This window comes from Streptomyces sp. NPDC001970, assembly GCF_053594115.1.
In genome coordinates, this window is the sequence record NZ_JBSFDW010000033.1 from 83,187 (window position 1) to 106,781 (window position 23,595).

14 protein-coding genes and 2 pseudogenes are annotated in these 23,595 nt (G+C 69.6%); 7 read left to right on the top strand and 9 right to left on the bottom strand.

Annotated elements, in window-relative coordinates; genetic code table 11:
* Positions 1-74: 74 nt before the first annotated feature.
* Positions 75-1,238 (top strand): winged helix-turn-helix domain-containing protein, encoded by a 1,164-nt coding sequence (locus tag ACWCP0_RS31735; RefSeq protein WP_451082202.1) that lies wholly within the window; start codon positions 75-77, stop codon positions 1,236-1,238.
* A 269-nt stretch (positions 1,239-1,507) separates the two neighbouring features.
* Here ACWCP0_RS31735 and ACWCP0_RS31740 read toward each other — a convergent pair whose 3' ends face one another.
* From ACWCP0_RS31740 to ACWCP0_RS31775, 8 genes and pseudogenes are all read right to left on the bottom strand, one after another.
* Positions 1,508-2,248, bottom strand: coding sequence for a response regulator (locus ACWCP0_RS31740; RefSeq protein WP_451082203.1), 741 nt, complete (start codon positions 2,246-2,248; stop codon positions 1,508-1,510).
* Between the two features lie 183 nt (positions 2,249-2,431).
* Positions 2,432-3,121 carry a ribosome hibernation-promoting factor, HPF/YfiA family gene (gene hpf, locus ACWCP0_RS31745; RefSeq protein ID WP_451082204.1) on the bottom strand — a complete coding sequence of 230 codons (690 nt, stop codon included), beginning with the start codon at positions 3,119-3,121 and terminating at the stop codon, positions 2,432-2,434.
* A 330-nt stretch (positions 3,122-3,451) separates the two neighbouring features.
* On the bottom strand, positions 3,452-4,006 hold the full coding sequence (locus ACWCP0_RS31750) for a ComF family protein (RefSeq protein WP_451082205.1): 555 nt from the start codon (positions 4,004-4,006) through the stop codon (positions 3,452-3,454).
* 285 nt (positions 4,007-4,291) lie between these two features.
* The gene (locus ACWCP0_RS31755) at positions 4,292-6,139 is read right to left on the bottom strand and encodes an LpqB family beta-propeller domain-containing protein (RefSeq protein ID WP_451082206.1); all 1,848 of its coding nucleotides are present in this window, start codon (positions 6,137-6,139) and stop codon (positions 4,292-4,294) included.
* Complete coding sequence (gene mtrB / locus ACWCP0_RS31760) at positions 6,129-8,147, bottom strand: MtrAB system histidine kinase MtrB (protein WP_451082207.1); 2,019 nt, start codon at positions 8,145-8,147, stop codon at positions 6,129-6,131. The genes ACWCP0_RS31755 and mtrB overlap by 11 nt, the downstream gene beginning before the upstream one ends.
* Before the next feature lies 1 nt (position 8,148).
* Positions 8,149-8,838 carry an MtrAB system response regulator MtrA gene (mtrA, locus tag ACWCP0_RS31765; RefSeq protein ID WP_205375139.1) on the bottom strand — a complete coding sequence of 230 codons (690 nt, stop codon included), beginning with the start codon at positions 8,836-8,838 and terminating at the stop codon, positions 8,149-8,151.
* 422 nt (positions 8,839-9,260) lie between these two features.
* Positions 9,261-11,681: a SpoIIE family protein phosphatase gene (locus ACWCP0_RS31770; RefSeq protein ID WP_451082208.1), complete on the bottom strand. Its 2,421-nt coding sequence runs from the start codon at positions 11,679-11,681 to the stop codon at positions 9,261-9,263.
* A gap of 485 nt (positions 11,682-12,166) precedes the next feature.
* Positions 12,167-13,404 (bottom strand): annotated as a pseudogene (locus tag ACWCP0_RS31775) (IS110 family transposase).
* A gap of 731 nt (positions 13,405-14,135) precedes the next feature.
* Here ACWCP0_RS31775 and ACWCP0_RS31780 point away from each other — a divergent pair.
* Positions 14,136-16,103 carry a SpoIIE family protein phosphatase gene (locus ACWCP0_RS31780; protein ID WP_451082209.1) on the top strand — a complete coding sequence of 656 codons (1,968 nt, stop codon included), beginning with the start codon at positions 14,136-14,138 and terminating at the stop codon, positions 16,101-16,103.
* Between the two features lie 590 nt (positions 16,104-16,693).
* Here the strand turns inward: ACWCP0_RS31780 and mtnA are convergent.
* A pseudogene (mtnA, locus tag ACWCP0_RS31785) lies at positions 16,694-17,838 on the bottom strand (S-methyl-5-thioribose-1-phosphate isomerase).
* A gap of 182 nt (positions 17,839-18,020) precedes the next feature.
* Here mtnA and ACWCP0_RS31790 point away from each other — a divergent pair.
* The 5 genes from ACWCP0_RS31790 to ACWCP0_RS31810 are packed head-to-tail and all read left to right on the top strand — an operon-like array spanning position 18,021 to position 23,430.
* Complete coding sequence (locus ACWCP0_RS31790; RefSeq protein ID WP_451082210.1) at positions 18,021-19,232, top strand: DUF7544 domain-containing protein; 1,212 nt, start codon at positions 18,021-18,023, stop codon at positions 19,230-19,232.
* A gap of 4 nt (positions 19,233-19,236) precedes the next feature.
* Positions 19,237-19,926 carry a DUF4129 domain-containing protein gene (locus tag ACWCP0_RS31795; protein WP_451082211.1) on the top strand — a complete coding sequence of 230 codons (690 nt, stop codon included), beginning with the start codon at positions 19,237-19,239 and terminating at the stop codon, positions 19,924-19,926.
* Positions 19,923-21,128 (top strand): DUF4350 domain-containing protein, encoded by a 1,206-nt coding sequence (locus ACWCP0_RS31800; RefSeq protein WP_451082212.1) that lies wholly within the window; start codon positions 19,923-19,925, stop codon positions 21,126-21,128. Before ACWCP0_RS31795 ends, ACWCP0_RS31800 begins: the two co-directional genes overlap by 4 nt.
* Complete coding sequence (locus ACWCP0_RS31805; RefSeq protein WP_451082213.1) at positions 21,125-22,108, top strand: AAA family ATPase; 984 nt, start codon at positions 21,125-21,127, stop codon at positions 22,106-22,108. The genes ACWCP0_RS31800 and ACWCP0_RS31805 overlap by 4 nt, the downstream gene beginning before the upstream one ends.
* Before the next feature lie 11 nt (positions 22,109-22,119).
* Positions 22,120-23,430 (top strand): DUF58 domain-containing protein, encoded by a 1,311-nt coding sequence (locus ACWCP0_RS31810; RefSeq protein ID WP_451082214.1) that lies wholly within the window; start codon positions 22,120-22,122, stop codon positions 23,428-23,430.
* Positions 23,431-23,595: the final 165 nt, after the last annotated feature.

Here is a 23,595-nt window from a genome sequence, read left to right on the forward strand (position 1 = left end):
GGCCGAGGGCGGGTCCCGTCCTGATTTCGCTGGTCAGAGCACGCCTGTCAGTGCCGGCCTCTAAGGTGCGGGACATGACGACCGAGCCGCCCGCCGTTGCCGAACTGTCCGCCGACGACGCCCGCCGCATAGCGCTGCGCGCCCAGGGGTTCCTCGGTGCCCCCGACCGGCGGGGCGGCGTGCGCGGCGTGCTGCGCCACCTCGGTGCCGTTCAGCTGGACACGATCTCGGTGCTGGCCCGCTCGCACGAGCTGATCCCGTACGCGCGCCTGGGCGCGGTCGGCCGCAAAACGGTCGAAGACGCGTACTGGACGGAGACGCACGCCTTCGAGTACTGGTCGCACGCGGCCTGCATCCTCCCCGTCGAGGAGTGGCCGCACTTCGCCTTCCGCCGCCGCGCCTACCGCTCCCGTCCGCACTGGTACCACGACCTGCCTGACGGTGCCTACGACGCGGTGATCAAGCAGCTGCGTGCCGAAGGGCCGCTCACCGCCACCGAACTGGGCGGTGCGAAGAACGGTGGGGAGTGGTGGGACTGGTCCGAGTCTAAGGTCGCCGTCGAGCGGGCCCTGATGCACGGCGAGGTGGTGTGCACCGAGCGGCGCGGCTGGAAGCGGGTGTACGACCTCGCCGAGCGCGCGATCCCGGACGGGTTCCTCCACGACGAGCTGGACGACCGCGAGTGCATGCGGCGCCTGGTGCGGCTGGCCGGGCAGGCCCTCGGGGTGGGCACCCGCGCGGACATCGCCGACTACCACCGGCTCAAGGGCGAGCAGTTCGACGCGGTGATCGCCGACTCGGGGCTCGTGCCCGTCCGGGTCGAGGGCTGGGACAAGGCAGCCTGGGCCGACCCTGAGGCCCTGGCGAGCGAGCCGCGCGGACGTCACCGTACGACGCTGCTGTCGCCGTTCGACTCGCTGATCTGGGAGCGCGCACGCACCGAGCGGATCTTCGGCTTCACCCACCGCCTGGAGGCGTACGTCCCCAAGGCCAAGCGGGTGTACGGCTACTTCGCGATGCCGTTGCTCTCGGGCGGCAAGCTGCTGGGCCGCGTCGACCCGGCTCGCGAGGGCACGACCCTGGTCGCGCGGCAGGTCTCCCTGGACACCCCGAAGGCGGTCCGCCCCATGGCCCAGGCCTTGCTGGAAGCGGCGGAGTGGGTGGGCTGCGACTCGGTCCGGGTCGAACGAGTCGACCGCCCCGAGCTGACGGCCCCCCTGGTGGCGGCCCTCACCTGAGAAGGTTCGAGGATCTTCCCCCGCATCGCGCAGTGCTCTCCCCGGGGACGACCCCCGAACCCCCAGCCGGAGCCACGATCTCGCCGCCTACCGCCTACGGCTTACCGCTTACCGCTTACCGCTTACCGCTTACCGGCTGCCGACTACCGGATCTCGAGGATCTTCCCCCGCATCGCGCAGTGCTCTCCCGGGGGGACGCCCCCGAACCTCCAGCCGGAGCCACGATCTCGCCGCCGAGCGCCCACCGCCTACGGCTTGCCGCTTACCGGCTACCGGATCTCGAGGATCTTCTCCCGCATCGCATACACCACCGCCTCCATCCTGGAGTGCAACTGGAGCTTCTCCAGGATGTTGCGCACGTGGTTCTTCACCGTGTTCTCGGAGATGAACAGCTCCTTGGCGATGTCCCGGTTGTTCATCCCCGTGGCCACCAGCTTCAGGACCTCCAGCTCCCGGTCGGTCAACCGGGGCGCCGGCACCAGCCGGCGCTCGTCGGTGCGCTGGATCATCGACTTGAACTCGGTGAGCAGCTTCGACGCCATGGAGGGGCTGATCTGCGACTGACCGTCGGCCACGGCGCGGATCGCCGTGGCCACCTCGTCCGTGGAAATCTCCTTGAGGAGGTATCCCGTCGCCCCGGCCTTGATCGCGTCGTAGAGATCGGCCTCCTCGTCGCTGATCGTCAGCATGATGATCTTCGCGCTGGGGGCCACCTCCTTGATCGAGGTGCAGGCTTCGATCCCACCGCGCTTCGGCATCCGTACGTCCATCAGCACGATGTCCGGCAACAGATCGGCGGCCTTGTCGACGGCCTCCGCGCCGTCACCGGCCTCGCCGACCACCTGGATGTCCTCCTCCTGGGCAAGGACGATCTCCAGCCCGCGGCGGAAGAGCGCGTGGTCGTCCACCACGAGAACCCGGATCGGCTCCTTCCGGGAGACACTCGTCTCCGCACCGTCCGAGCTCCCTGCGTCGTCCGCGCCCTGCACCGGCCCGAAGCTGTCCGCCATCGTTCCTCCCCCTGAGGCCATGGCCCTCGTTGGTCTGCGGTCTGCCAACCGCAGTCCACGGCGCACCGGTTGGCTCGGGTCGCCATGATTCCATGCCTGCACGACAGCGCGGTGTTCCCGTGGCGGCACGGTGGTGCCCCTGGGGCGCAGAGGGCGCACCAGGGGCACCACGGAAAGGCGGGATCAGCCGCCGAGCGCCCCACCGGCGCCGCCCGACTCGTTCCCGGCGAGCGGGTCGGTCTGCAGGTGAATGACGCCGTAGTCATAGGCGTGTCGCCGGTAGACGACACTGGGCTCCTTGGTTTCGGAGTCGACGAACAGATAGAAGTCGTGCCCGACCAACTCCATCTCGTAGAGAGCCTGGTCGAGCGTCATCGGGGCGGCCACATGATGCTTCTCGCGGACCACGAGCGGTCCTTCGCCCTGCACTTCGAGCGAGCCCATCCTGGTGGTGGGAATGGCGTCGGATGCTTCCTCGGAGACGGGCTCACCGCTTCCGTTCAACTGGGCCACGCCAGGAACGACGTCCGCGACCTCCGCTGCCGACAGCCTGCCGTTGCCTCGGCGCGTGTGGCGCTTGTCGTGCTGCTTGCGCAGCCGAGCCTCCAGCTTGGCCGTGGCCAGGTCGAGCGCTGCGTACGGGTCGCCTGCCGCTGCTTCGGCCCGGATAACCGGGCCGCGTGAAAGAAGTGTGATCTCCACGCGGTCGGAACGGTCGGCCTGCCGCGGGTTGTGCTCCTTGGACACCTCGACGTCCAGGCTGATCACCTTGCCGTCGAGCTTCTGGATCTTGTCCAGCTTCAGCTTCTCGGCCACGTGCTTGCGGAACCGCTCGGGCACCTCGGTCTTGCGGCCCTTGACGACGATGTCCACGCAGAACTCCGTTCCCGGATTGCTCCGCACTCGTCGCGGAGCGTCTCCCTTTTGCACCAGGCCCCGGTGAGCACCGGAGCCTCGGACTTGGTGACTTTCACCTCCTCCTCCCCCATCGGCAAGATCCCCACCCCACCAATTTCGAGGTTCTGGGGTTCCTTCATGAACACCTGGCCTTAATCCGACCGTGCATTCGATGAGGGACAGAGTTCACCATTCCTCACAACCGAACATAGCTCGCCAGGACCGTTGTCGGCACCCGCTACCAGCGCGTACGTCCATTCAGGCGATTTCCCGCGCTCACTACCTGCAACGTTGCAAACTTCCCTGTCAGTTCCGGCTCACCCCGAAGGACAGAGGTGGTGCGGCGACCACGGCCGCACTCATCCCGGCGCATCCGGCGGTGGCGACACGCAGTGCCCGCGCCGCCTCCACCAGCGAGGCTCCGGTCGTCATCAGATCGTCCACCAGAACCGCTCTGCGGCCCTCCAGCAGCCGCTCGGCACCGGGCGCCACCTCCAGGGCCCCCGCCATGTTCGCCAGCCTCCGGCGGGCCGAGAGACCCGACTGGTCCGCCACCTCACGGCACTGCCGCAGTACCGGGAGCGCGCAGGCATGCGTCCCCGAGCGCCGGAGCACCCCGGCCGCGGCGCCCGCGACACGGCGTGCCGCGTCATGACCCCGTGCCCGCACCGCGCGCCGCGCCGACGGCATGGGCACGAGCACCAGCGGCTCCGGGCCGCCGAGCGCCTCCGGCACCGCCTCCCGTACGGCTCCCGCCAGCGCGGCGCCGAGCGGCCCTGCGAGCCCCAGCGCACCCCGCTCCTTGTGCGCCAGCAGCACGGCCCGTACGGCGTGCTCGTAGCGAGCGGCAGCGAAGACCACGGGCAGCCCCGCCGGCTCCGGACACGGCCGCACCCTCCGCGGCCCCCTGCCGGCCACCTGCCACGCGCACTCCTCGCACAAGGGCGTACGAGGACGGCCGCAGCCACTGCAGGCGACCGGCAGCACCAGCCCGGAGATCTCCCGCCACCAACCCCGCATGACGACCACTGTGCGGCGCGGGGGAACTCCCTGCCACCCCCTGTGGAAAACTCCCCCCGGCGATCCCCCGCGACTGTCGCCACGGCCGTCCACGGGCTGTGGAGAGCCGGCTCCTGAAGGCTCGCGCTACCCCGGGTAGACCGGGGACGAGCCCTTGTCGATCATCGTCTGCCAGTTCGTGGAAGGCGCGAGCCGCACCAGTCCGTCGTCGGAGACGGCCACCAGCGGCTGTTCCTCGTTCTCGGTGGCGGCGACCGCGGACACCTTGTTCAGGCCCGGCAGGCCACCTGCGGGTGACAGGGAGCCGTCGGTCTGGATGTAGCGCACCTGCTGCACGCCCCCGGCCTCCTTGCCGACCACGACGAGTCGGCTCGGACCGGCCCAGGAAACGGCCGTCACCGACTCCAGCCGGGGCGCCGCGGACTGCAGCTCCACCACGGAGGCGGTGCCCGCTCCCTCGGCGCCCACGTGCCGCTCGATCCGGCCGATCTTCAGGGTGCGCTTGCCGTCCTTGGAAAGCAGCAGCGCTATCCGTACGCCGTCTGCGGCCACCCGCAGCGACTCGATCCGGGCGCCGTCGAGCCCGTCGACCTTGACCTCCTGGGGCTCACCCTCACCGTCCTCGAGGCGCAGCAGCCTCGGGCGTGCCGGGTCGCGGTCGGCCACCCACAGATCGTTCCGGTCCCAGCTCGGCGTCGACAGCCGGTCCTGGGGCTTGCCGGCGCGGCTCTCCACCAGGGGGTCGGTGAGGCCCTCGTCGGACATGATCGAAGCCGTGTACAGGCGCAGCCCGTCGTGCGAGACGCCGGCCGCGCGCTGACCGTTGCGCGTCACGGCCACGGTGCTCAGTTGCAGCTCTCCGCTCCCGAACGGCCCGCGCACCGTGGTTTTGTCGACGGTCTTGGCCCCCGCCCCCACGACGGCCATCCGCCGGTTGTCGTCGACGAAGTACACGTTGTCCGGGCTCGGGCTCGCCGACGCCTGCTCCGGGGCCGACGCCTCCGCCTGGTCGGCGCTGAGCACGCACAGGGAGGAGCCGTCCGCACGCTGCAGCTCGACCTGCTCGACGCGGGGCGACGTCAGGTCACGCAGGGTGAGCAGCAGCTGGGTCGCCATCCGCTGGCACACCGTCCGCCCGATGTCGGACGCCTTGTCGTTGAGCGGCACCTTCAGCAGATTCTGGTCGTCGGGCGTCAGGGACGTGACGCCCTTCCTCAGTGCCGTGCCCGTGGGGAACGACGAGCCCACGACCGGCTTCAGCCAGTTCGTCGGGCCTTCGAACAGCGCCGACACCGTCTGCGCGACCGGGTCCATCCGCGTCACGGGATCCTGCCGCTGCCGGATGTACACCGGGTCCGCGACCACCGACTGCTGCCCGGACGCGAAGTAGTACTTGTTGACCGAACGGTAGTTGCGCTGGAAGTCGCTCTCCCCCAGCACAAGGCCCTGCGGGGCGGAATCGATCCGCCATTCCTTGCTCTTGCCGTCAGCCCCGTTCTGCTGCACCAGGCGCAGCGTCCCGCTGTACTGGGTGGGCGCCGCCGCCTGATACGCGTGCCGGTCCACCGTCGCGATCAGCTCACCGGACAGCGAGTAGCCGAGAGTGTCGTCCCCCGCCCCGGTTTCCGCATTCCCGGGGTCGGGCGCCTCGGTCAGCACCGTCGTCAGTTGCTCGGGCTTCCACTCCTTGGCGGCGCGCTTCGTCAGATACTTGCGTGCCGTCGCGAAGCTCGGATCGTCACTGGTCATGGCCTCCAGGAAGCCGACGACGATCTCATCGGGCACCGCACCCTCGCGGGGCGGTACGGCCAGGACGCGCACCTGCGAGTCCGCGCCCTTGGTGGCCTTCACCTGCTCCACGTCCCCGCTGTCGGGCATCGACGCACACCCTGCCAGCAGTACGGCGGCACAGGTGGGCAGCACGAGTGTCCGCGCCGCGCGCCCACCGCCGTAACCACGACGCTCAGCGCCCACGTGTCGTGTCCTCCCGCTCCGAGTTCCGTCCGGCCGTCTCGCCCTCACCCAGCCGCTCCCCGGCCTGACGTGCCACGACACGGGCCCCGCTGCCCGGCAGGGCCGTCGGGTCCACCCCCGCGGCGTGCGGGGGCACCGTTGCCCGGGCGGGCACCGGCATCGGCATCGGCATCGGCAGGCGATCGGCGCCTGGCTGCACCGGAACGGTCGTCAGCCGCTGCGCACCACTGTTCGCACCGCCGTTCGCCTCGTCGGCCGCAGCGCGCTCACGGGCGCTCCGGGAGTCCTCGGGCTCCAGCGGTATCGGCGACCCGCGCAGCGGTTCGTCCGCGGTGCGCGGCAGGGTCAGGCGGAACTGCGAGCCACCGCCCGGTTCGCCCCACGCCTGCAGCCAGCCGCCGTGCAGCCGTGCGTCCTCGACGGCGATGGACAGGCCGAGGCCCGTACCGCCCGTGGTGCGCGCCCGCGCCGGGTCGGCCCGCCAGAAGCGGTTGAACACGCGTGTCGCCTCCCCGGGCTTCAGTCCCACGCCGTAGTCACGCACGGCCACCGCGACCGCCCCGCCGGCCGAAGCCATGCGTACGACCACATCGCGTCCCTCGCCGTGCTCGACGGCGTTGACGACGAGGTTGCGCAGGACCCGCTCGATACGCCGCGCGTCGGCCTCGGCAACCACGGGCTGCTCGTCGCCGACCACGCGGATCCGGCTGCCCTTGCGCTCGGCCAGCGGCTCGGCCCCGCCGATCACCCGGCGCACGACCTCGCGGAGATCTATCGGCTCGGCCTCCAGCGCGGCCGCGCCCGCGTCGAAGCGGCTGATCTCCAGCAGATCGGACAGCAGCGACTCGAACCGGTCGAGCTGGTCCCCGAGCAGCTCCGCGGAGCGCGCCGTCACCGGGTCGAAGTCGCTCCGTGCCTCATGGATGACGTCGGCCGCCATCCGTACGGTCGTCAGCGGGGTGCGCAGCTCGTGCGACACGTCCGAGACGAAGCGCCGCTGCATCCTGGACAGGTCCTCGAGTTGCTGGATCTTGTGCTGGAGGTTCTGCGCCATCTTGTTGAAGGCCTCGCCCAACCTGGCGATGTCGTCCTCGCCGGTGACCTTCATGCGCTCCTGGAGCCGCCCGGCGGAAAGCCGCTCGGCGATCCCGGCGGCCATCCGAACGGGTGTGACGACCTGCCGCACGACCAGCCACGCGATCGCCCCGAGCAGCACGACCACGAACAGTCCGGCCGTCGCCAGCGTCCCCTTGACCAGGCTGAGCGACTCCTCCTCCTGCGTCAGCGGGAAGAGGTAGTACAGCTCGTACGCGTTGCCCGCGACGTCGTTGAGACGCTTGCCGACGACCAGCCCGGCCTCGGGCTCCTTCGGAACCGAGTACTTGATCTTGACGTACGTCTGGAACGTGCCCGTCCCCTGCGCGACCGAGCTGCGCAGGGCCTCGGGAATGCTCGTCACGTCCACGTCGCCGGACGCCCGCGGGCCCCGGCTCGTCCCGGCGTCCTCGGAGTCCGGGCTGAGCGCCACCACGTGGTAGGCGCCCTGGCCGCCACTGGCCAGCTGTTTCACGAGCTCGGACCGCCAGTTGACGGCTCCGCTGCCGGGCCTGCCGTCGGTGGCGTCACCGTCGGGGCCCCCGAGGGCGACCGCCTTGTCCTGCGCCGCCGCGAAACCGCCGGCGGCCTGGCTCAGCGCCGCCTGCTCCTTCGCGTCCAGCAGTCCGTTGCGAACCTGGCCGATGACCACGAGGCCGAGCAGCAGCACCACGCCGAGCGACATCAGCAGCGTGCTCGCGACCACGCGCAGCTGGATGTTCCGCCGCCACAGCCGCACGGCGGGCAGCAGCGGTCGCCGCACCAGGCGCACGGCCATGCGGAGCACCGGCCCACCCGGCGCCCCGTCCTGGAAAACCCGCCCCACACGTGAATGCCCACGCCCGGGCCCGGCAGCCCGCCCCGTACGGACTCCCGGCCCCCCGGGCTTCGGAGCAGTGCTGCCCACGGTCATGTCAGCTCGGTCCGGCCTTGTAACCGACGCCACGGACGGTCACCACGATCTCCGGCCGCTCCGGGTCCTTCTCGACCTTGGAGCGAAGCCGCTGCACATGCACGTTGACCAGCCGGGTGTCGGCGGCATGGCGGTAGCCCCACACCTGCTCGAGCAGCACCTCACGGGTGAACACCTGCCACGGCTTACGGGCCAGCGCGACGAGCAGATCGAACTCGAGCGGGGTCAGCGCGATCGACTGACCGTCCCGCTTCACGGAGTGGCCGGCCACATCGATGACCAGGTCCCCTATCGCGAGCTGCTCGGGAGCAGGCTCCTCCGACCTCCGCAACCTTGCCCGGATGCGGGCCACCAGCTCCTTCGGCTTGAACGGCTTCACGATGTAGTCATCGGCACCGGACTCCAGCCCGACGACCACGTCGACAGTGTCGCTCTTGGCCGTGAGCATGACGATCGGCACACCCGACTCGGCCCTGATGAGCCGGCACACCTCGATGCCGTCCCTACCGGGCAGCATGAGATCCAGCAGCACCAGATCCGGCTTGGCCTCCCGGAAAGCGGCAAGTGCCTTGTCGCCGTCCGCTACGAACGACGGCTCGAACCCTTCACCACGCAGCACAATCCCGAGCATCTCGGCCAGTGCGGTGTCGTCGTCGACGACAAGGACGCGTCCCTTCATAATCGACATCATCCCATTCTCATAACAGTGGCAGGGTCGCTGGTGGGAAAGGTCACTGGCCAGTGACGATAGTCGTACGCGGTCGTCACTGTCTGCCCCCGTCCACCGGCGTTGATGTCAGTAACGGATGTCAGCTCCCTCCCCCTGGTTGGAGGGACGCCATCGTCAGAGCGGCTTGCTACGGCCCGACACTGACCTGAAGGGATCAGAGCGTAGGCCATTGCTCGGCCCTGTGCTGACGCTGGTGGGTGTCCTTGCGGGGGCGCTGTTCGCTCCGCTGGCCACCACGCGGTTCGGCTGACAGACGTCTCGGCGAGAAGCCATCGATCACGCGATCGCGTGTGTGCGCCGAGCGCAACCCAATGGCAGACGCCTGAACTGGAGTACGCCAGCCTGCTTGGGCACCTGAAGAGGGCCCGCCGGCGGACCCTCCATCAGCTGCCGGATGCGTGGGCAAGGTCCGCCTCGGCCCAGACGACCTTGCCGCCCGGTGTCGGGCGGGTGCCCCATCGGCGGGACAGCTGGGAGACCAGGAGGAGGCCGCGGCCGTTCTCGTCGGATGTGCCCGCGTTACGCGGACGCGGGGAGAAGGCGTCGGTATCCGACACTTCGACGGTCAGGACCTGGTGCCGGGTCAGACGCAGATCGATCGGTCCGGTGCCGTGGCGGACGGCGTTGGTGACCAGTTCGCTGACGATCAGCTTCGTGGAGTCCTCAAGGCCTTCCAGTCCCCATTCGGCCAGCTGACCGGCTGCCAGGTTCCGGGCGCGGCGGACAGTGGTGTCGTCACTCGGCAGTGTCCAGGAGGCGACCTGGTTCGGGCTGAGTGTGCGGGTGCGGACCAGGAGCAGGCTGGCGTCGTCGCACGCCTCTTGACCTTGGGCGGGCTGCATCGCGCGGGTGCAGAGGTCTTCCAGAGAGGGATTCGGTTGTGCCAGGGCGGTACCCAGACGGCGCATTCCCTCCTCGATGTCGTCCTCGCGAGTCTCGACCAGACCGTCGGTGTACAGGGCGATAAGACTCCCCTCGGGCAGTTCCAGCTCTACGGCCTCGAAAGGGACCCCCAGCCCGATGCCGAGCGGGGCTCCAGTGGGAAGGTCGGGGAAGGTCACCCGGGCCTGTGGGTCGATGATCGCGGGCGGGAGGTGCCCGGCCGTTGCCATGGTGCACCTCCGGTTGACCGGGTCGTACACGGCATACAGACAGGTGGCGCCCACCACCGTGGCAGCCTGGTCCGGGTCATCGGTGTCCTCTTCCGCCAGTCGCTGGACCGTGTCGTCGAGACGGGCCAGCAGTTCGTCGGGAGGTAGCTCCATGTCCGCGAGCGTGCGGACCGCGGTGCGGAGCCTGCCCATGGCCACGGCGGCGTCGAGGCCGTGCCCGACCACATCGCCGACCACGAGGGCCACCCGGGCACCGGACAGCGGGATCACATCGAACCAGTCGCCCCCGACACCGCGGTCCACATCGGCGGGCAGGTAGCGCGAGACCGCCTCCACCGCCAAGCCTCCCCTGAGATGGTGTGGGAGCAGACTGCGTTGGACCGCGAGGGCCGCGGTGTGCTCGCGCGCGTACTGGCGCGCGTTGTCCAACGACACCGCAGCGCGGCCGACGAGCTCCTCGGCCAGGAGCAGATCGCACTCTTGGAACGGCATCGGGTTCTCGGTGCGGACGAACACCGCCGCGCCCAGTAGCGTGCGCCGGGCGCGGATGGGTACGACCATCGCGGAGTGCATGCCGGTCTCACGGATTTTCTGCGCCCGCACCGGGTCCCGGTCGATCCATGAGCCCGGAGCAGTGTTCAGGACCGGCACTATGTGTGACCTGCCGGCGCGCAGGACGTCGATGAAGGGCGAGGCGGGCGGTACGTGAACGGGCTCACCGCGCTCCCACGCGGACTCCGGCACCCCTGGGCGGATCGAAGCCAGACCGGCACGCTGGAGAACGGGGAGGCGCTCGCCGATCGAGCCGATGCAGACCGGGGGCCCCTCACCGAACGGGACCGACTGCTCCAGGTCCACGGCGACGTAGTCGGCGAACAGGGGCACGGCGAGATCGGCCAGTTCCTGACCGGTCTGCATCACATCCAGGGTCCTGCCAAGGCACGTGCCCGCCTCCCCGAGAACGGCGAGGCGCTCGCGCTCCTGCTGGCTCTCGGTGAGATCAACGCTGATGACGCACACCCCCAGTCCTCGGCCGTCGGCGCCCTGGAGACAGGAGAACGAAACCGCGAACGGGCGCTCCTCACCCCGACTCGTCGGCAGCCACGTCCGGTACTCGTGGACCTTGGTGCTACCGCTCCTCAGTACCCGCCGCATCACCGCCTCGGCCACTTCGGCCTCGATACCGGGCCACGTGTCGGTCATCCGGAATCCGAGCCGCCGGTCCCGGGAGATGCCGTTGTGGCTCTCCACCGCGTCGTTCACCCAGCTGCAACGCAGTTCCAGGTCACGGACGACGACGCCGATCGGCGCGCGGTCAAGAATCGATCCCTGTACGGATCCATTCACCACTTCCCCGGACAGCGTGCCCATGTCGGTCACGGACGCAAGCCACCGCACTGCTCCGTCCTGCCCCATCACCAACGAGATCCGCAGGCCGACGTCGAGCATGCGGCCGTCCCGGTGGCGCACCGCCGTCGCGCCCGACCAGCCGTTCCGGGCACGGCACCGCTCGACGAACGCCGACATCGCCGACGCTTCACTGAAGCATGGCAGCACGACCGCGGCAGACCGGCCGACCACCTCGCCGGCGGAGTACCCGACAAGGTGCTCGGCGGCCTGCGTCCACGCAACCACCGTCCCCTGCTCGTCGAGCAGCGCGAACGCCGAGTCGGATATGCCAGACGCGTGCATCTGCCTACCGAGTGTCACTCGGTCGGTCCTGATCGGGTTCTTAGTCATCGAACTGTCGTCCTCGGATGGCCGGAAATGGGCAACATGGGGCACAGGGGTTAATTTGCCTCTTACGTGGCAATTGACCGGATGGCGCTCTGCCCTGTGACAACGTCGCAGCCGTGGCTGATACCAGTTCGGTCGTGCAAGCCCGCTGACGGGCCGCGAGGCAGGCGCAGCGAGTGGACGGCATGCGTGCGGCAGCCCGGAAACGGCGCCCAGGAAGCGAGCACTCTCTGCGGCCACCCTCCGCGACGTTTCACCGGCAGTCGCCGCGGTCGGCTTTACCAGGTGCTTGATCTTGCCGTGGCACTGCTCGCCCGGAGATCGGCGGCCACCACTGGTCGCATACCCCTCCAACGCCGAACGGCAGGGGAGCAGACCGAGCCCTGGAGCACGTGATGTGGTCGGTGGAGTCTGATTCGAAAATCAGTCGCCTGCGCAGGTCAGACCGCTTCCGTTGATCGGAGGGAGACTTGATTAGCCGAGCATGTTGAGCTGGCTGACCAGGCGCCGTGTCTGCCGGGCCCTGCCGGTTCGCTGGACGAAGTAGTCGCCTCCGAGGTCGTGGTACTCGGTGTCGTTGGTGAGCATGTGCAGACCGAGGTCAGGATGGTGTGGCCGATGGCGACCAGGCGCGCTTCTTGCCGCGACGGACGGCGATGCGTTTGTAGCGGGCGGCTAGGTAGGTGTCCTTGCTGCGGGCGGCGGCGCTGGCGGCGAGCCCGAGTGCTCCCTTCAGCCACGGATCGCCGGGCCGGGACTTGCCGGAGGTGTGCTTGCCGGCGGATTCGTAGTTGCCCGGACACATCCCGGCCCACGAGGCCAGGTGGGCAGCGCTGGGAAAGCGGGCCATGTCCACGCCGATCTCGACCAGGATCACCTCGGCGGACTTGGTGCTGACGCCGGGGATCGTCGTCAGCAGCTCGACCTGGCGGCGAAAGGGGGCGAGCTGCCGGGCGATCTCCTCGCTGAGCCGGGTCTCGGTCGCGGTGGCAGCGTCGATGCGGTCCAGCATGGTGCGGGCGAGGAAGGCATGGTGGCTGGTGAACCGGCCGGTCAGCACCTGAGCCAGGATCTGCCGCTTGGTCCGCATGCTGGCCCGGGCCATCTCCGCCAGGACCTCCGGATCGCGTTCCCCGGCGATCAGGGCCTCCAGCATCGCGCGGGCGGACTTGCCCAGCAGGTCGGAGACCACCGCGGACAGTTTGATCCCGGCGTCTTCGAGGAGCTTCTCCAGTCGCTGGGCCTCGCGGGTGCGCTCGCGGATGACCTCGGTGCGGTAGCGGGTCAGATCCCGAAGCTGCCGGATCTCCGGCGGCGGGACGAACGAGGGCCGAACCAGGCCGTGTTCGACCATCTTGCAGATCCACTCGGAATCGGCGACGTCAGTCTTGCGGCCAGGGACGTTCTTCATGTGCCGGGCATTGAGCAGCCAGGTCTCGATGTCGTTCTCCAGCAGGTAGAACACCGGCTTCCAGTACGAACCGGTGGCCTCCATGCCCACCACCGTGATGCCCTCGGCCAGCAGCCAGTCCCGCATCTCCAGAAGATCGCGGGTCATGGTGGAGAACGTGCGAACCTCTTTCCGGCGCCGCTTTCCCGGCCCCGGAACGCGGACGCACACCTTCACGTCCGCCTTGCCGATATCGATTCCGGCGCATCGTTCGTGGACCACGTCCATGCCCCGGTCCTCCCCTCACGCGGTGTGCTGTTGTGCAGCAACCGTCCGGCGGGGACCGAGCAGGCAAAAGAATCTGATTCACATGCTCGAAGCAACACTTCCGGGTGCCTGACGAAGGGTCCCCAGCGTCCTACTCAATGTCGGGTTCCGGTGGCACCAAGACTCCGCGACGTCAGCCGGACGGCCGTGGCCCGATTTTCTCCCCTTCGGGGAGTCGCCGTCAGGAGATCGGATTACTCAATGGCCGAGTCAAGCCGTGAACGATCTTGAAAACCGTCGTGGCAGCGATGTCACCGTGGGTTCAAATCCCACACCCACCGCAGATGAACGGCCCCTGACCAGGCAAATCGGTCGGGGGCCGTTCTCATGTGCGCTGTCCGTCAATCACCGTGGTTCCCCGTCAGTTACCGGTCGAACGGGCACGGCAGGGGCACGGGCACCTTCTGATCCGTAGCTCTAAAAAGATCGGCCATTGAAGGTCGTACAGGCTTCCGGGAAGACCATGAGGGCCGATGTTGGGCGCCGCCGGTTGCTGGGGTCGCTGTAGTTCGCTGCTGTACCGCACCGCGTTCCACCGAGACCTCTTCACGGCCGGCCGTCCACCGTTTCCAGCGAGTTCCGTGCCGTCGTCACTCAACGTAACGACCAAACGCACCCTTGACCAAGACATCGCGGCAAAATGCGCGAAAATGGCTGAAGAGGCCGTTTTGGTACTTGCCAAGGAGTCTCGGATGGACGCCTCGGACGAACTCCTTCGAGGGGCTGCCCCGGCGGCTCTTCTGACGCTGGACGGTGCCATCCGCTGCCTCAACGCTGCGATGGCCACCGCGCTGGGCAGGTCGGCGGAGCAGTGCCTGGGACGTGACTTCGGTGATCTGTGGCCCGCAAGCCAGCGGATGTCGGCCGAGAGCCTCGTGGCCCACGCCGCCAGGACGAAGACGGTCGCGATGCGGGTGCTGGACTTCCCCGGGCGAGGCGGAGCACCCGTTGCCTGCTTGATCGAGGCGCGGCAAGTGAAGGATCCCGCAAGTGACGAGCGGCTGGTCTGGGTGCACGCCCTGGATGCGGGGAACGACCTGGCCAGCCTGTTGATCCCGTTCCGGCTGGCCACCACGGCCGCCGACCTCGGCCTGTGGATGTATTCGCCCCATGAGGAACAGTTGGAGTGGATCGGTGGCGCACCCGCCGTGTCCGCGCTCTTCCCGGATCCCACTGCGTCGCTGTCCAGGGTGATGTCGGCAGTGCACCCTGACGACCGGGAGGCCTTCCGGCAGCTGGTGCGCTCGGCCTCCCCTCAGTCCCCCTGGGTGAGGCTGCGGTACCTCACCCAGCACGATGGCTGGCACCAACTGGCCGCTTACACCCGGCGGATCCAGTTGGGCTATGGCGGCCCCGAGCGGATCTTCGGGGTGGTCCGCGACGACACCAGGCAGGAGAAACGAAGGGAGAAGGCGCAGGCGGCGCTTACTGCCGAGCGACAGCGTGCCAAAGACATCGCCGACTTCTCCTCCGCCTTGATCACTGCAGCCACGGAGCAGGAAATGCAGCAGGTCGTCCTGACCCGGCTCGCCGCAACCTTCGGCGCCGGCGGCGCCCTGCTCGCGCTCGTCGACGACGGCCGCCTGCGTGTCTCCACCGATGCCGGGATAGCCATGTGGGAGGTCGACGTCCTGCACGGCATGTCGCTGGACCATCCGACCCCGCTGACTGAAGCGATCCGCACCGGCAAGTCCTACTTCATCCTCGACCGGGGCGATTACATCCGCCGTTGGCCGCACGCGGTTGAATTTCGGCGGCTCGCCCGGCTCGGCTCCGACTACGCCGTCTCGGTCATGCCCCTCACCGAGCCTGGCAATCAGCCGCTCGGGGGATGGCTGGTGTTCTACGGCAGCGGACACCGGCCGTCCTTGGACGAGCAGACCCTCGTGGGTGCGCTGGCCGACCTGGCGGGCCAGGCATTGAGGCGCATCAGGTTGCAGCAGGCACGCGTCGAGCTGGCCACGGCGCTGCAGCAGGCCATGCTCCCCAGGCTGCCCGAGCACCTCGCGGGCCTGGAGGTCGCCGCCCGCTACCGACCGAGCCGGGACGGGTTGGACATCGGCGGAGACTGGTACGACGCCTTTGCCATGCCCGACGGCGCGGTCGCCATGGAGATCGGCGACGCCCAGGGGCATGACGTGGACGCTGCCGCAGCCATGGGACAGGTGCGCGCCTCCATACGTGCGATCGCCGCCCACGAGCCGGATCCCGCGACCGTGCTGACGCGCATCAACGAGTTGCTCGTCACGATGGGCGCGGATCGATTCGCCAGCTGCACCATGCTGCATCTCGACCCGCGCGACGGACGGGTCACCGGCGCAAGCGCCGGCCACGTGCCGCTGCTGTACGCGCGCAAGGACGGCAGCCACAGCATCCGCGAGCTGCCGGGCGGGCCGGTCCTGGGAGTCGTGCCCGGTACCGAGTACCGCGAGGAGACCTTCACCCTGGACGAGGACAGCGCGCTGGTCATGGTCACCGACGGCTTGGTCGAAGGACCGGGCCTCACCTTGGAAGCCGGACTGGAACGGGCCGGAACACTGGCCGGCGCGGCACTCCACGACGGACTGAACGCCGAGGAGACCGCCGACCGCATCCTCGACGCCGCGGTCGCGGTGGACCACCTCGACGACGTCGCCGTACTGGTCATCCGACGCACATGACTGCCTCAAGCTGGCGCGGGCGCCATCAATCGGTCGATGACGACGCCCACGCTGGCACAGGCTTTGAGATCTGGCCTCATCTTTATCAGGTCGGTCCGGGATCCCCGTATCGCCATGGGATGCAGTCGATACCTGCGGACCACGGCAGTGAAGTGTTCGCAGGAGAACGCTCGGATTCGCCGCCGTTGGTGTCAGTCATTGATGTCACCCGCAGTTCAGCAGGAGCCGCCTGCGGTCCGCCGTTGCGTCGGCAGTCACGGGAGCCAAGCCGCCTCTGGGTCACTGAAGAGCGTGTCAGGTGAGGCAAGGAGCACGGTACGGCGTGATGCGTCCATCCAGGCGGGATCGACTGATACCCCCATCGTGCGTTCCATCAGCGCAAAGGATACCGGACGTGATCGCGGCGGTGGGACAGCTCGATCGGCTGTTGCGGCAGCCTGCCCGCATCCGGCAGCTGGAGGCCGCTCGACCGGACTCCGAGGTCACGTGATGCAGCCGTTGATGTAGCCGTTGGATGTCACGGCCCCTCTCCCTGCGAATCGCCGCAGGTGGGAGGGGTCGCTTTCGTCGATCGGATCGACATCATCCCATTAGCTGATCGTTACCTGGCGTGACCTGGCACACACAGCTCCGCTATTCCGCCCCCGGTGACCGGGGACACGACTCCTTCTTCGGTGACGACCGCCGTCACGAGTTCCGGCGGCGTGACGTCGAACGCAGGGTTGTACGCAAGGGTTCCCAGCGGGGCGACCGGAAGCCCGCCGCCGGGCTCGGCACCCGCACTCTGCGGCGTCATGACCTCCGTCACCTCCTGCCCCGGTCGCTGTTCCACCTCTATCGACGCTCCGTCCGCGGTCCGCAGATCCACCGTGGTGGTCGGCGCCACCACGATGAACGGCACATGGTGGTACTTGGCGAGGACCGCCAGTGGATAGCTCCCCACCTTGTTCGCCACGGATCCGTCCGCGGCGATCCGGTCGGCCCCGATCAATACCGCATCCACCTGCCCCGCCGCGAACAGCGAACCCGCCGCATTGTCCGTGAGCAAGGTGTACGGCATCCCGCTCCCGGCCGCCTCGTACGCGGTGAGCCTGGCGCCCTGGAGCAGCGGTCGCGTCTCGTCCACCCACAGCGTGCGCAACCGCCCCGCCCGATGCGCGGCGAGCGCCACCGCAAAAGCCGTGCCCTCGCCTCCGGAGACCAGCCGCCCCGTGTTGCAGTGCGTCAGAATCCGGTGGCCACCGCCCGGCAGCAGCTCATCGAGCAGCGCGAGCCCATGGCCTGCCATCCGCGCACTCGCCTCGGCGTCCTCGCGGTGCAGTGCCTTCGCCTCGGCGAGCGCGGCCGCAGCCGCCTCTTCGACGCCGACGCCCCTGCCGACCGCCTCCCGGTACGCGCCGGCCACCCGCCGCACCCCGTACCCGAGGTTGACCGCGGTGGGCCGCGCCCGCTCCAGCATGGCCGCAGCCTCCGCGACGTCGTACCCACGCGCGGCAGCCAGGGCCACTCCGTACGCACCGGCGATACCGAGCAACGGCGCCCCTCGCACGGCCAGTGTCCGGATCGCCCGCACCAGCGCCGGGATGTCCGTGCAGACCAGCTCGACCTCATCGGCCGGCAGCCGGGTCTGGTCGAGAAGGACCAGTACAGGGCCTTCGGGCGGCTCGTCCCAGCGCAGCGAGGGCGGAGGCGCAGGGTCCTCGCCGACGGGTATATGAACGTGCTGATCAGCCATCCGCCCAGTCTGCCCGCTACGGCAGCGACAATGAAGGTGAGAAGGAGATCCAGAGCCCGGTCCACCGGCGGGCGGCGCGTGGCACGATGGCTGCCGGCCTTCCGCCACGCCGTGCGGACAGGCGCCGAGCCAGCACCGGCTCTCCGAGCCGGGCGCATGACCAATCCACGAGGTGGACGACTGTGAACGACACTCCGGGCTGGGCCTCGCCCGGATCCGCGCGCTCCGACGGCCAGGGCGACGGAGTGCCGCGGCCCGACGAGCCCGCCGACGCGGCCGGGCCCTCCTCGAAGTGGTCCGAGCAGCAGCCGCCGGCCGGTCAGTGGGCTCCACCGACCGCGCCCGGTGGCGGGCCTGTGCCCCCGGTCCAGGCGGGCTGGGGCGGAGGGCAGCGGAGCGGTTGGGGCGGCCCGCCGCCGGCCGCCAAGCCGGGAGTCATCCCGCTCCGGCCCCTCGGCGTCGGCGAGATTCTGGACGGCGCGGTGTCGACGCTGCGCGCACACTGGCGGCCGGTGCTGGCTGTCACGATCACGGTGTCCGTCATCTCCCAGATCGCCGACATCCTCGTCCAGCGCTACGTGCTCCCGAAGGCTCCGAGCATGGATCCGGACGCGGGCCCCGAGGAAGCCCTCAACCAGACTGTCGACGCCATGCAGTTCAGCATGCTCTCCATGGTGCCGACCCTGATCATCGCCTTGATCGCCACTCTCTTCGTCACGGCCATGCTGACCATCGTGGTCAGCCGCTCGGTGCTGGGGCGCCCGGTGACCCTCTCCGAGGCCTGGAGCGAGGCCCGGCCCCGGCTCCTCAGCCTCCTGGGGCTGACGCTGGCGATCGTGCTCATGTGCACGGCAGCGATCGCTGTGGGCGCCCTTCCCGGGATACTCCTCGGCTCCGGCGCCCTCGGCGCTCTGGGGGGCCTCACCGGCGTCGTCGTCGCCATCTGGCTCTGGGTCCGCTACGCCCTCGCCTCGCCCGCGCTCATGCTGGAGCGCCAAGGCATCGCACCGTCCATGCGCCGCTCCGCCAAGCTGGTCCACGGCGCCTGGTGGCGGACCTTCGGCATCCTGCTGCTGGTCCTGGTGCTCACCATCATCGTCTCGATGATCATCGCTATGCCGTTCGGCCTGCTCGCCTACATGGCCGACGGCGACGGACTCAGCGGACTCTTCAGCGGCACCACCCCCGAGTTCGGCTGGCCGTTCCTGATCATCACGGGCATCGGCGCGGTGATCGCCTCGGCCATCACCTACCCGATCTCGGCCGGCGTGACGGTCCTCCTCTACGTGGACCAGCGCATCCGCCGGGAGGCCCTCGACCTCGAACTGGCCCGCGCCGCAGGCGTCGCGGGCACCGGTTCCTCCGCCCCGGGCGACGACACCTCCAGGAGTTGATGCGGTGTCCATCACGGGGGGCACGATCACCGCGCGGACGCTGATCCGCGCGAACGACGACGTACCGGTGGACATCCCGCGCGTCCCCGCCCGCGAGGCGGCCGAGCGGGAACTGTCCAGGCCGATGTACCACGAGAACGATCCGAACCTCCTCGAGCGAGGCCTCGACCGCTTCTGGGAGTGGGTCGACGGCATCTTCAACTCCGCGTCCGGCGCCGCACCGGGCGGAGTGGTCGGGCTCGTCATGATCGTTCTGATCGTCATCGCCCTGGCCGCCGCGCTGTGGTGGCGGCTGGGCACCCCGCAGCGGAGCCTCACCACCGGCGACGCCCTCTTCGATGACGGTCCGCGCAGCGCCGCGGAACACCGCACCGCTGCCGAGGCGCACGCCGCCGCCGGGCGCTTCAACCAGGCTGTCCAGGAGCGGATGCGCGCCATCGTCCGCTCCCTGGAGGAACGGGCCCTCCTCGACCCGCGCCCGGGACGCACCGCCGACGAAGCCGCAGCCGAAGCCGGCCGGCCCCTGCCCGACGAGGCCGGCGCACTCCGCGCCGCTGCGCGGGCCTTCGACGACGTCACATACGGCGGCCGCACCGCCGACCAGCAGACGTATCTGCGCCTCAGGGATCTCGACAGCCGGGTGGAACGCGCCAAACCCCAACTGAGCGCCGCGGCCCGAGGAGCAGCCGAATGACCGCGGCCACCACCGGCACGACATCCACGGCCCTCACGTCCCGTCAGATCTGGACGCGAAGCCGGGGAGTGCTGCTCGCACTGGTCATCCTCGTCGGCGCCGGGATCGCCATCGCCGCCGTACGCTCCGGTGAACAGCACGGGCGCCTCGACCCCCGCTCCGCTGACGCCCAGGGCAGCCGAGCCGTGGCCGAACTCCTCAAGTCCCGGGGGGTCGACACCCGCGTGGTCACCACCCTCGACGAGGCCACCACGGCCACCGGCCCCGACACCACGCTCCTGGTCGTCACCCCGGACCTGTTGACGGGGCGCCAGCAGGAGGCCCTGCGCGCGGCCATGGTTCCTTCGGGCGGCCGCACGGTCCTGGTCGCCCCCGGCCCGCCGTCTGTCGACACCCTGGCCCCCGGCGTACGGCCGGACTCGCGTACGTCCGTCTCCGCTCGCGATCCCCAGTGCACCTTCCCCGCCGCCGAGCGCGCGGGAAAGGCCGACACCGGCGGTGAGCGGTACGCCACGGACGACGTCCCCGACGCGGACGCCTGTTACCTCAGCGACGGTCTGCCGACGCTGCTCAGGATCAGCGACCCGGGCGGCGGCGACACCGTCCTGCTCGGGTCCCCCGACATCCTGCTCAACGAGCGCCTCGACAAGGAGGGCAACGCCTCCCTCGCGCTCCAACTCCTCGGCTCCCGGCCTCATCTCGTCTGGTACCTCCCTTCGCTCAGTGATGAATCCGCCGTCGCCGAGGGCAACGGCGACGAGGCCGGCGAGAGCGGCATCGGAGAACTGATCCCGTCCGGCTGGCTGTGGGGCACGCTCCAGCTCTTCCTCGCCGCATTGCTCGCCGCCGTCTGGCGCGCCCGCAGGCTCGGACCGCTCGTGACCGAACGGCTGCCCGTGGCCATCCGCGCATCGGAGGCCACCGAGGGCCGTGCCCGCCTCTACCGCAAGGCCAACGCCCGCGACCGCGCCGCCGCCGCACTCCGCTCCGCCACCCGCACCCGGCTTGCTCCCCTCCTGGGCGTCGCCCCGGCAGACGCCCACTCCCCGGATGCCCTGCTTCCCGCCGTGTCCGCACGACTCGTCGACGGGGACCGGGACGTCAAGGCCCTCCTTTTCGGCCCGGCACCCGCCGACGACGCCGCTCTCATCCGCCTGGCTGACCAACTCGACGCCCTCGAAAGAGAGGTACGCACTTCATGAGCGCCCCGACCCCCGAGACCCCCGAGAACTCGGACAGCGCACGCGCCTCCCTGGAGGCCCTGCGAGCCGAGATCGCGAAGGCCGTGGTCGGCCAGGACTCTGCCGTCACCGGACTCGTCGTGGCCCTGCTCTGCCGAGGTCACGTGCTCCTCGAAGGCGTCCCCGGTGTCGCCAAGACGCTCCTCGTCCGCGCCCTCGCCGCGTCCCTCGAACTCGACACCAAGCGCGTCCAGTTCACCCCCGACCTGATGCCCAGCGACGTCACCGGCTCGCTGGTCTACGACGCGCGGACCGCGCAGTTCTCCTTCCAGCCGGGCCCCGTCTTCACCAATCTGCTGCTCGCCGACGAGATCAACCGGACGCCCCCGAAGACCCAGTCGTCTCTGCTCGAAGCCATGGAGGAGCGCCAGGTCACGGTCGACGGCACCCCGCGCCCCCTCCCCGACCCGTTCCTGGTCGCCGCGACCCAGAACCCGGTCGAGTACGAAGGCACGTACCCCCTCCCCGAGGCCCAGCTCGACCGCTTCCTCCTCAAGCTGACGGTGCCGCTGCCCTCACGCCAGGACGAGATCAACGTCCTCTCCCGGCACGCCGAGGGCTTCAACCCGCGCGACCTTCAGGCCGCCGGAATCCGCCCCGTCGCCGGACCGGCCGATCTGGAGGCCGCCCGCGCCGCCGTGGCGAAGACTTCCGTCTCCCCCGAAATCGCCGGCTACGTCGTCGATATCTGCCGTGCCACGCGTGAATCCCCCTCACTCACCCTCGGCGTCTCTCCCCGAGGCGCCACCGCACTGCTGTCCACCGCCCGAGCCTGGGCCTGGCTCACCGGCAGGGACTATGTCATTCCGGATGACGTGAAGGCCCTGGCCCTTCCCACCCTCCGGCACCGCATCCAACTGCGCCCCGAGGCGGAGATGGAAGGAGTCACCCCAGACTCCGTCATCACCGCGATCCTCACCCACGTCCCCGTCCCCCGCTGAGGCGGTACACCGTGGCCCTCACCGGACGAACAGCTCTCCTCGCCGCCCTAGGCTCCATCCCCGTCGGCGTCTTCGCACCCAGTTGGGCGGGAATCCTCGCCGTCAACGCACCACTCTCAGTAGCAATTCTGTGCGACTACGCCCTGGCCGCACCAGTGCGAAAGCTCCAATTCACCCGAAGCGGTGACACGTCCGTTCGACTCGGCGACAGTGCGGAAGTCCAGCTCACCGTCACCAACCCGACTGCCCGCCGTCTGCGTGCCCATCTCCGGGACGCCTGGCCGCCCAGCAGCTGGGTCCCTGGAACGGAGCAGGCCGCGTCCCGCCACAGGCTGACGGTCCCGGCCGGTGAACGCCGCCGCATCTCCACGATCCTCCGCCCCACCCGTCGCGGTGACCGCCGGGCAGAGCGTGTCACCGTCCGTTCGTACGGCCCGCTCGGCCTCGCGGCACGCCAGGGAAACCATGACGTGCCATGGACCGTGCGCGTCCTGCCACCCTTCACCAGCCGCAAGCATCTGCCCTCCCGCCTTGCCCGACTCCGCGAGCTCGACGGCCGGACCAGCGTGCTGACCCGCGGCCAAGGCACCGAGTTCGACAGCCTCCGCGAGTACGTCCCCGGCGACGACACCCGCTCGATCGACTGGCGCGCCACTGCCCGCCAGACCACCGTCGCGGTACGGACCTGGCGGCCCGAACGGGACCGTCACATCCTCATCGTGCTCGACACCGGCCGCACCTCGGCCGGCCGCGTCGGCGACGTCCCACGCCTTGACGCAGCCATGGACGCCGCGCTTCTCCTCACTGCGCTCGCTACGCGCGCCGGAGATCGCGTGGACCTCCTCGCATACGACCGCCGCACCCGAGCCCAGGTTCAGGGCCGAGCGGCCGGAGAAGTACTCCCCGCGATGGTCAACGCACTTGCTCCGCTCGAGCCGGAGCTTGTGGAGACCGATGCCCGAGGACTCAGTGCCACCGCACTCAAGTACGCCCCGCGCCGCTCCCTCATCGTTCTGCTGACCAGTCTGGACGCTGCTCCGATCGAGGAGGGCCTGCTGCCGGTGCTCCCTCAACTCACCCAGCGCCACACTGTGGTTCTGGCATCTGTCGCTGACCCCCACATCGCGGAAATGGCCAATGACCGCGGCACCCTGGACGCGGTGTACAACGCCGCCGCCGGTACGCAGGCCCAGGCCCAACGCCGACGCATCGCCGAGCAACTCCAGCGGCACGGGGTCACCGTCGTCGATGCCACCCCGGACAACCTGGCTCCCGCTCTGGCAGACGCCTATCTGGCTCTGAAGGCTGCCGGGCGCCTGTAGGAGCAGTTGCAGGAGGACCAGGACCACTCTTCTGGGGGAGGTGGAAGGGTGGTCCTTTCCGATTCCGCCCCTGAACGCAGAAAAGCCCCGGACCACAAGGTCCGGGGCTTCCCCAATAATTGTTCGGCGGCGTCCTACTCTCCCACAGGGTCCCCCCTGCAGTAC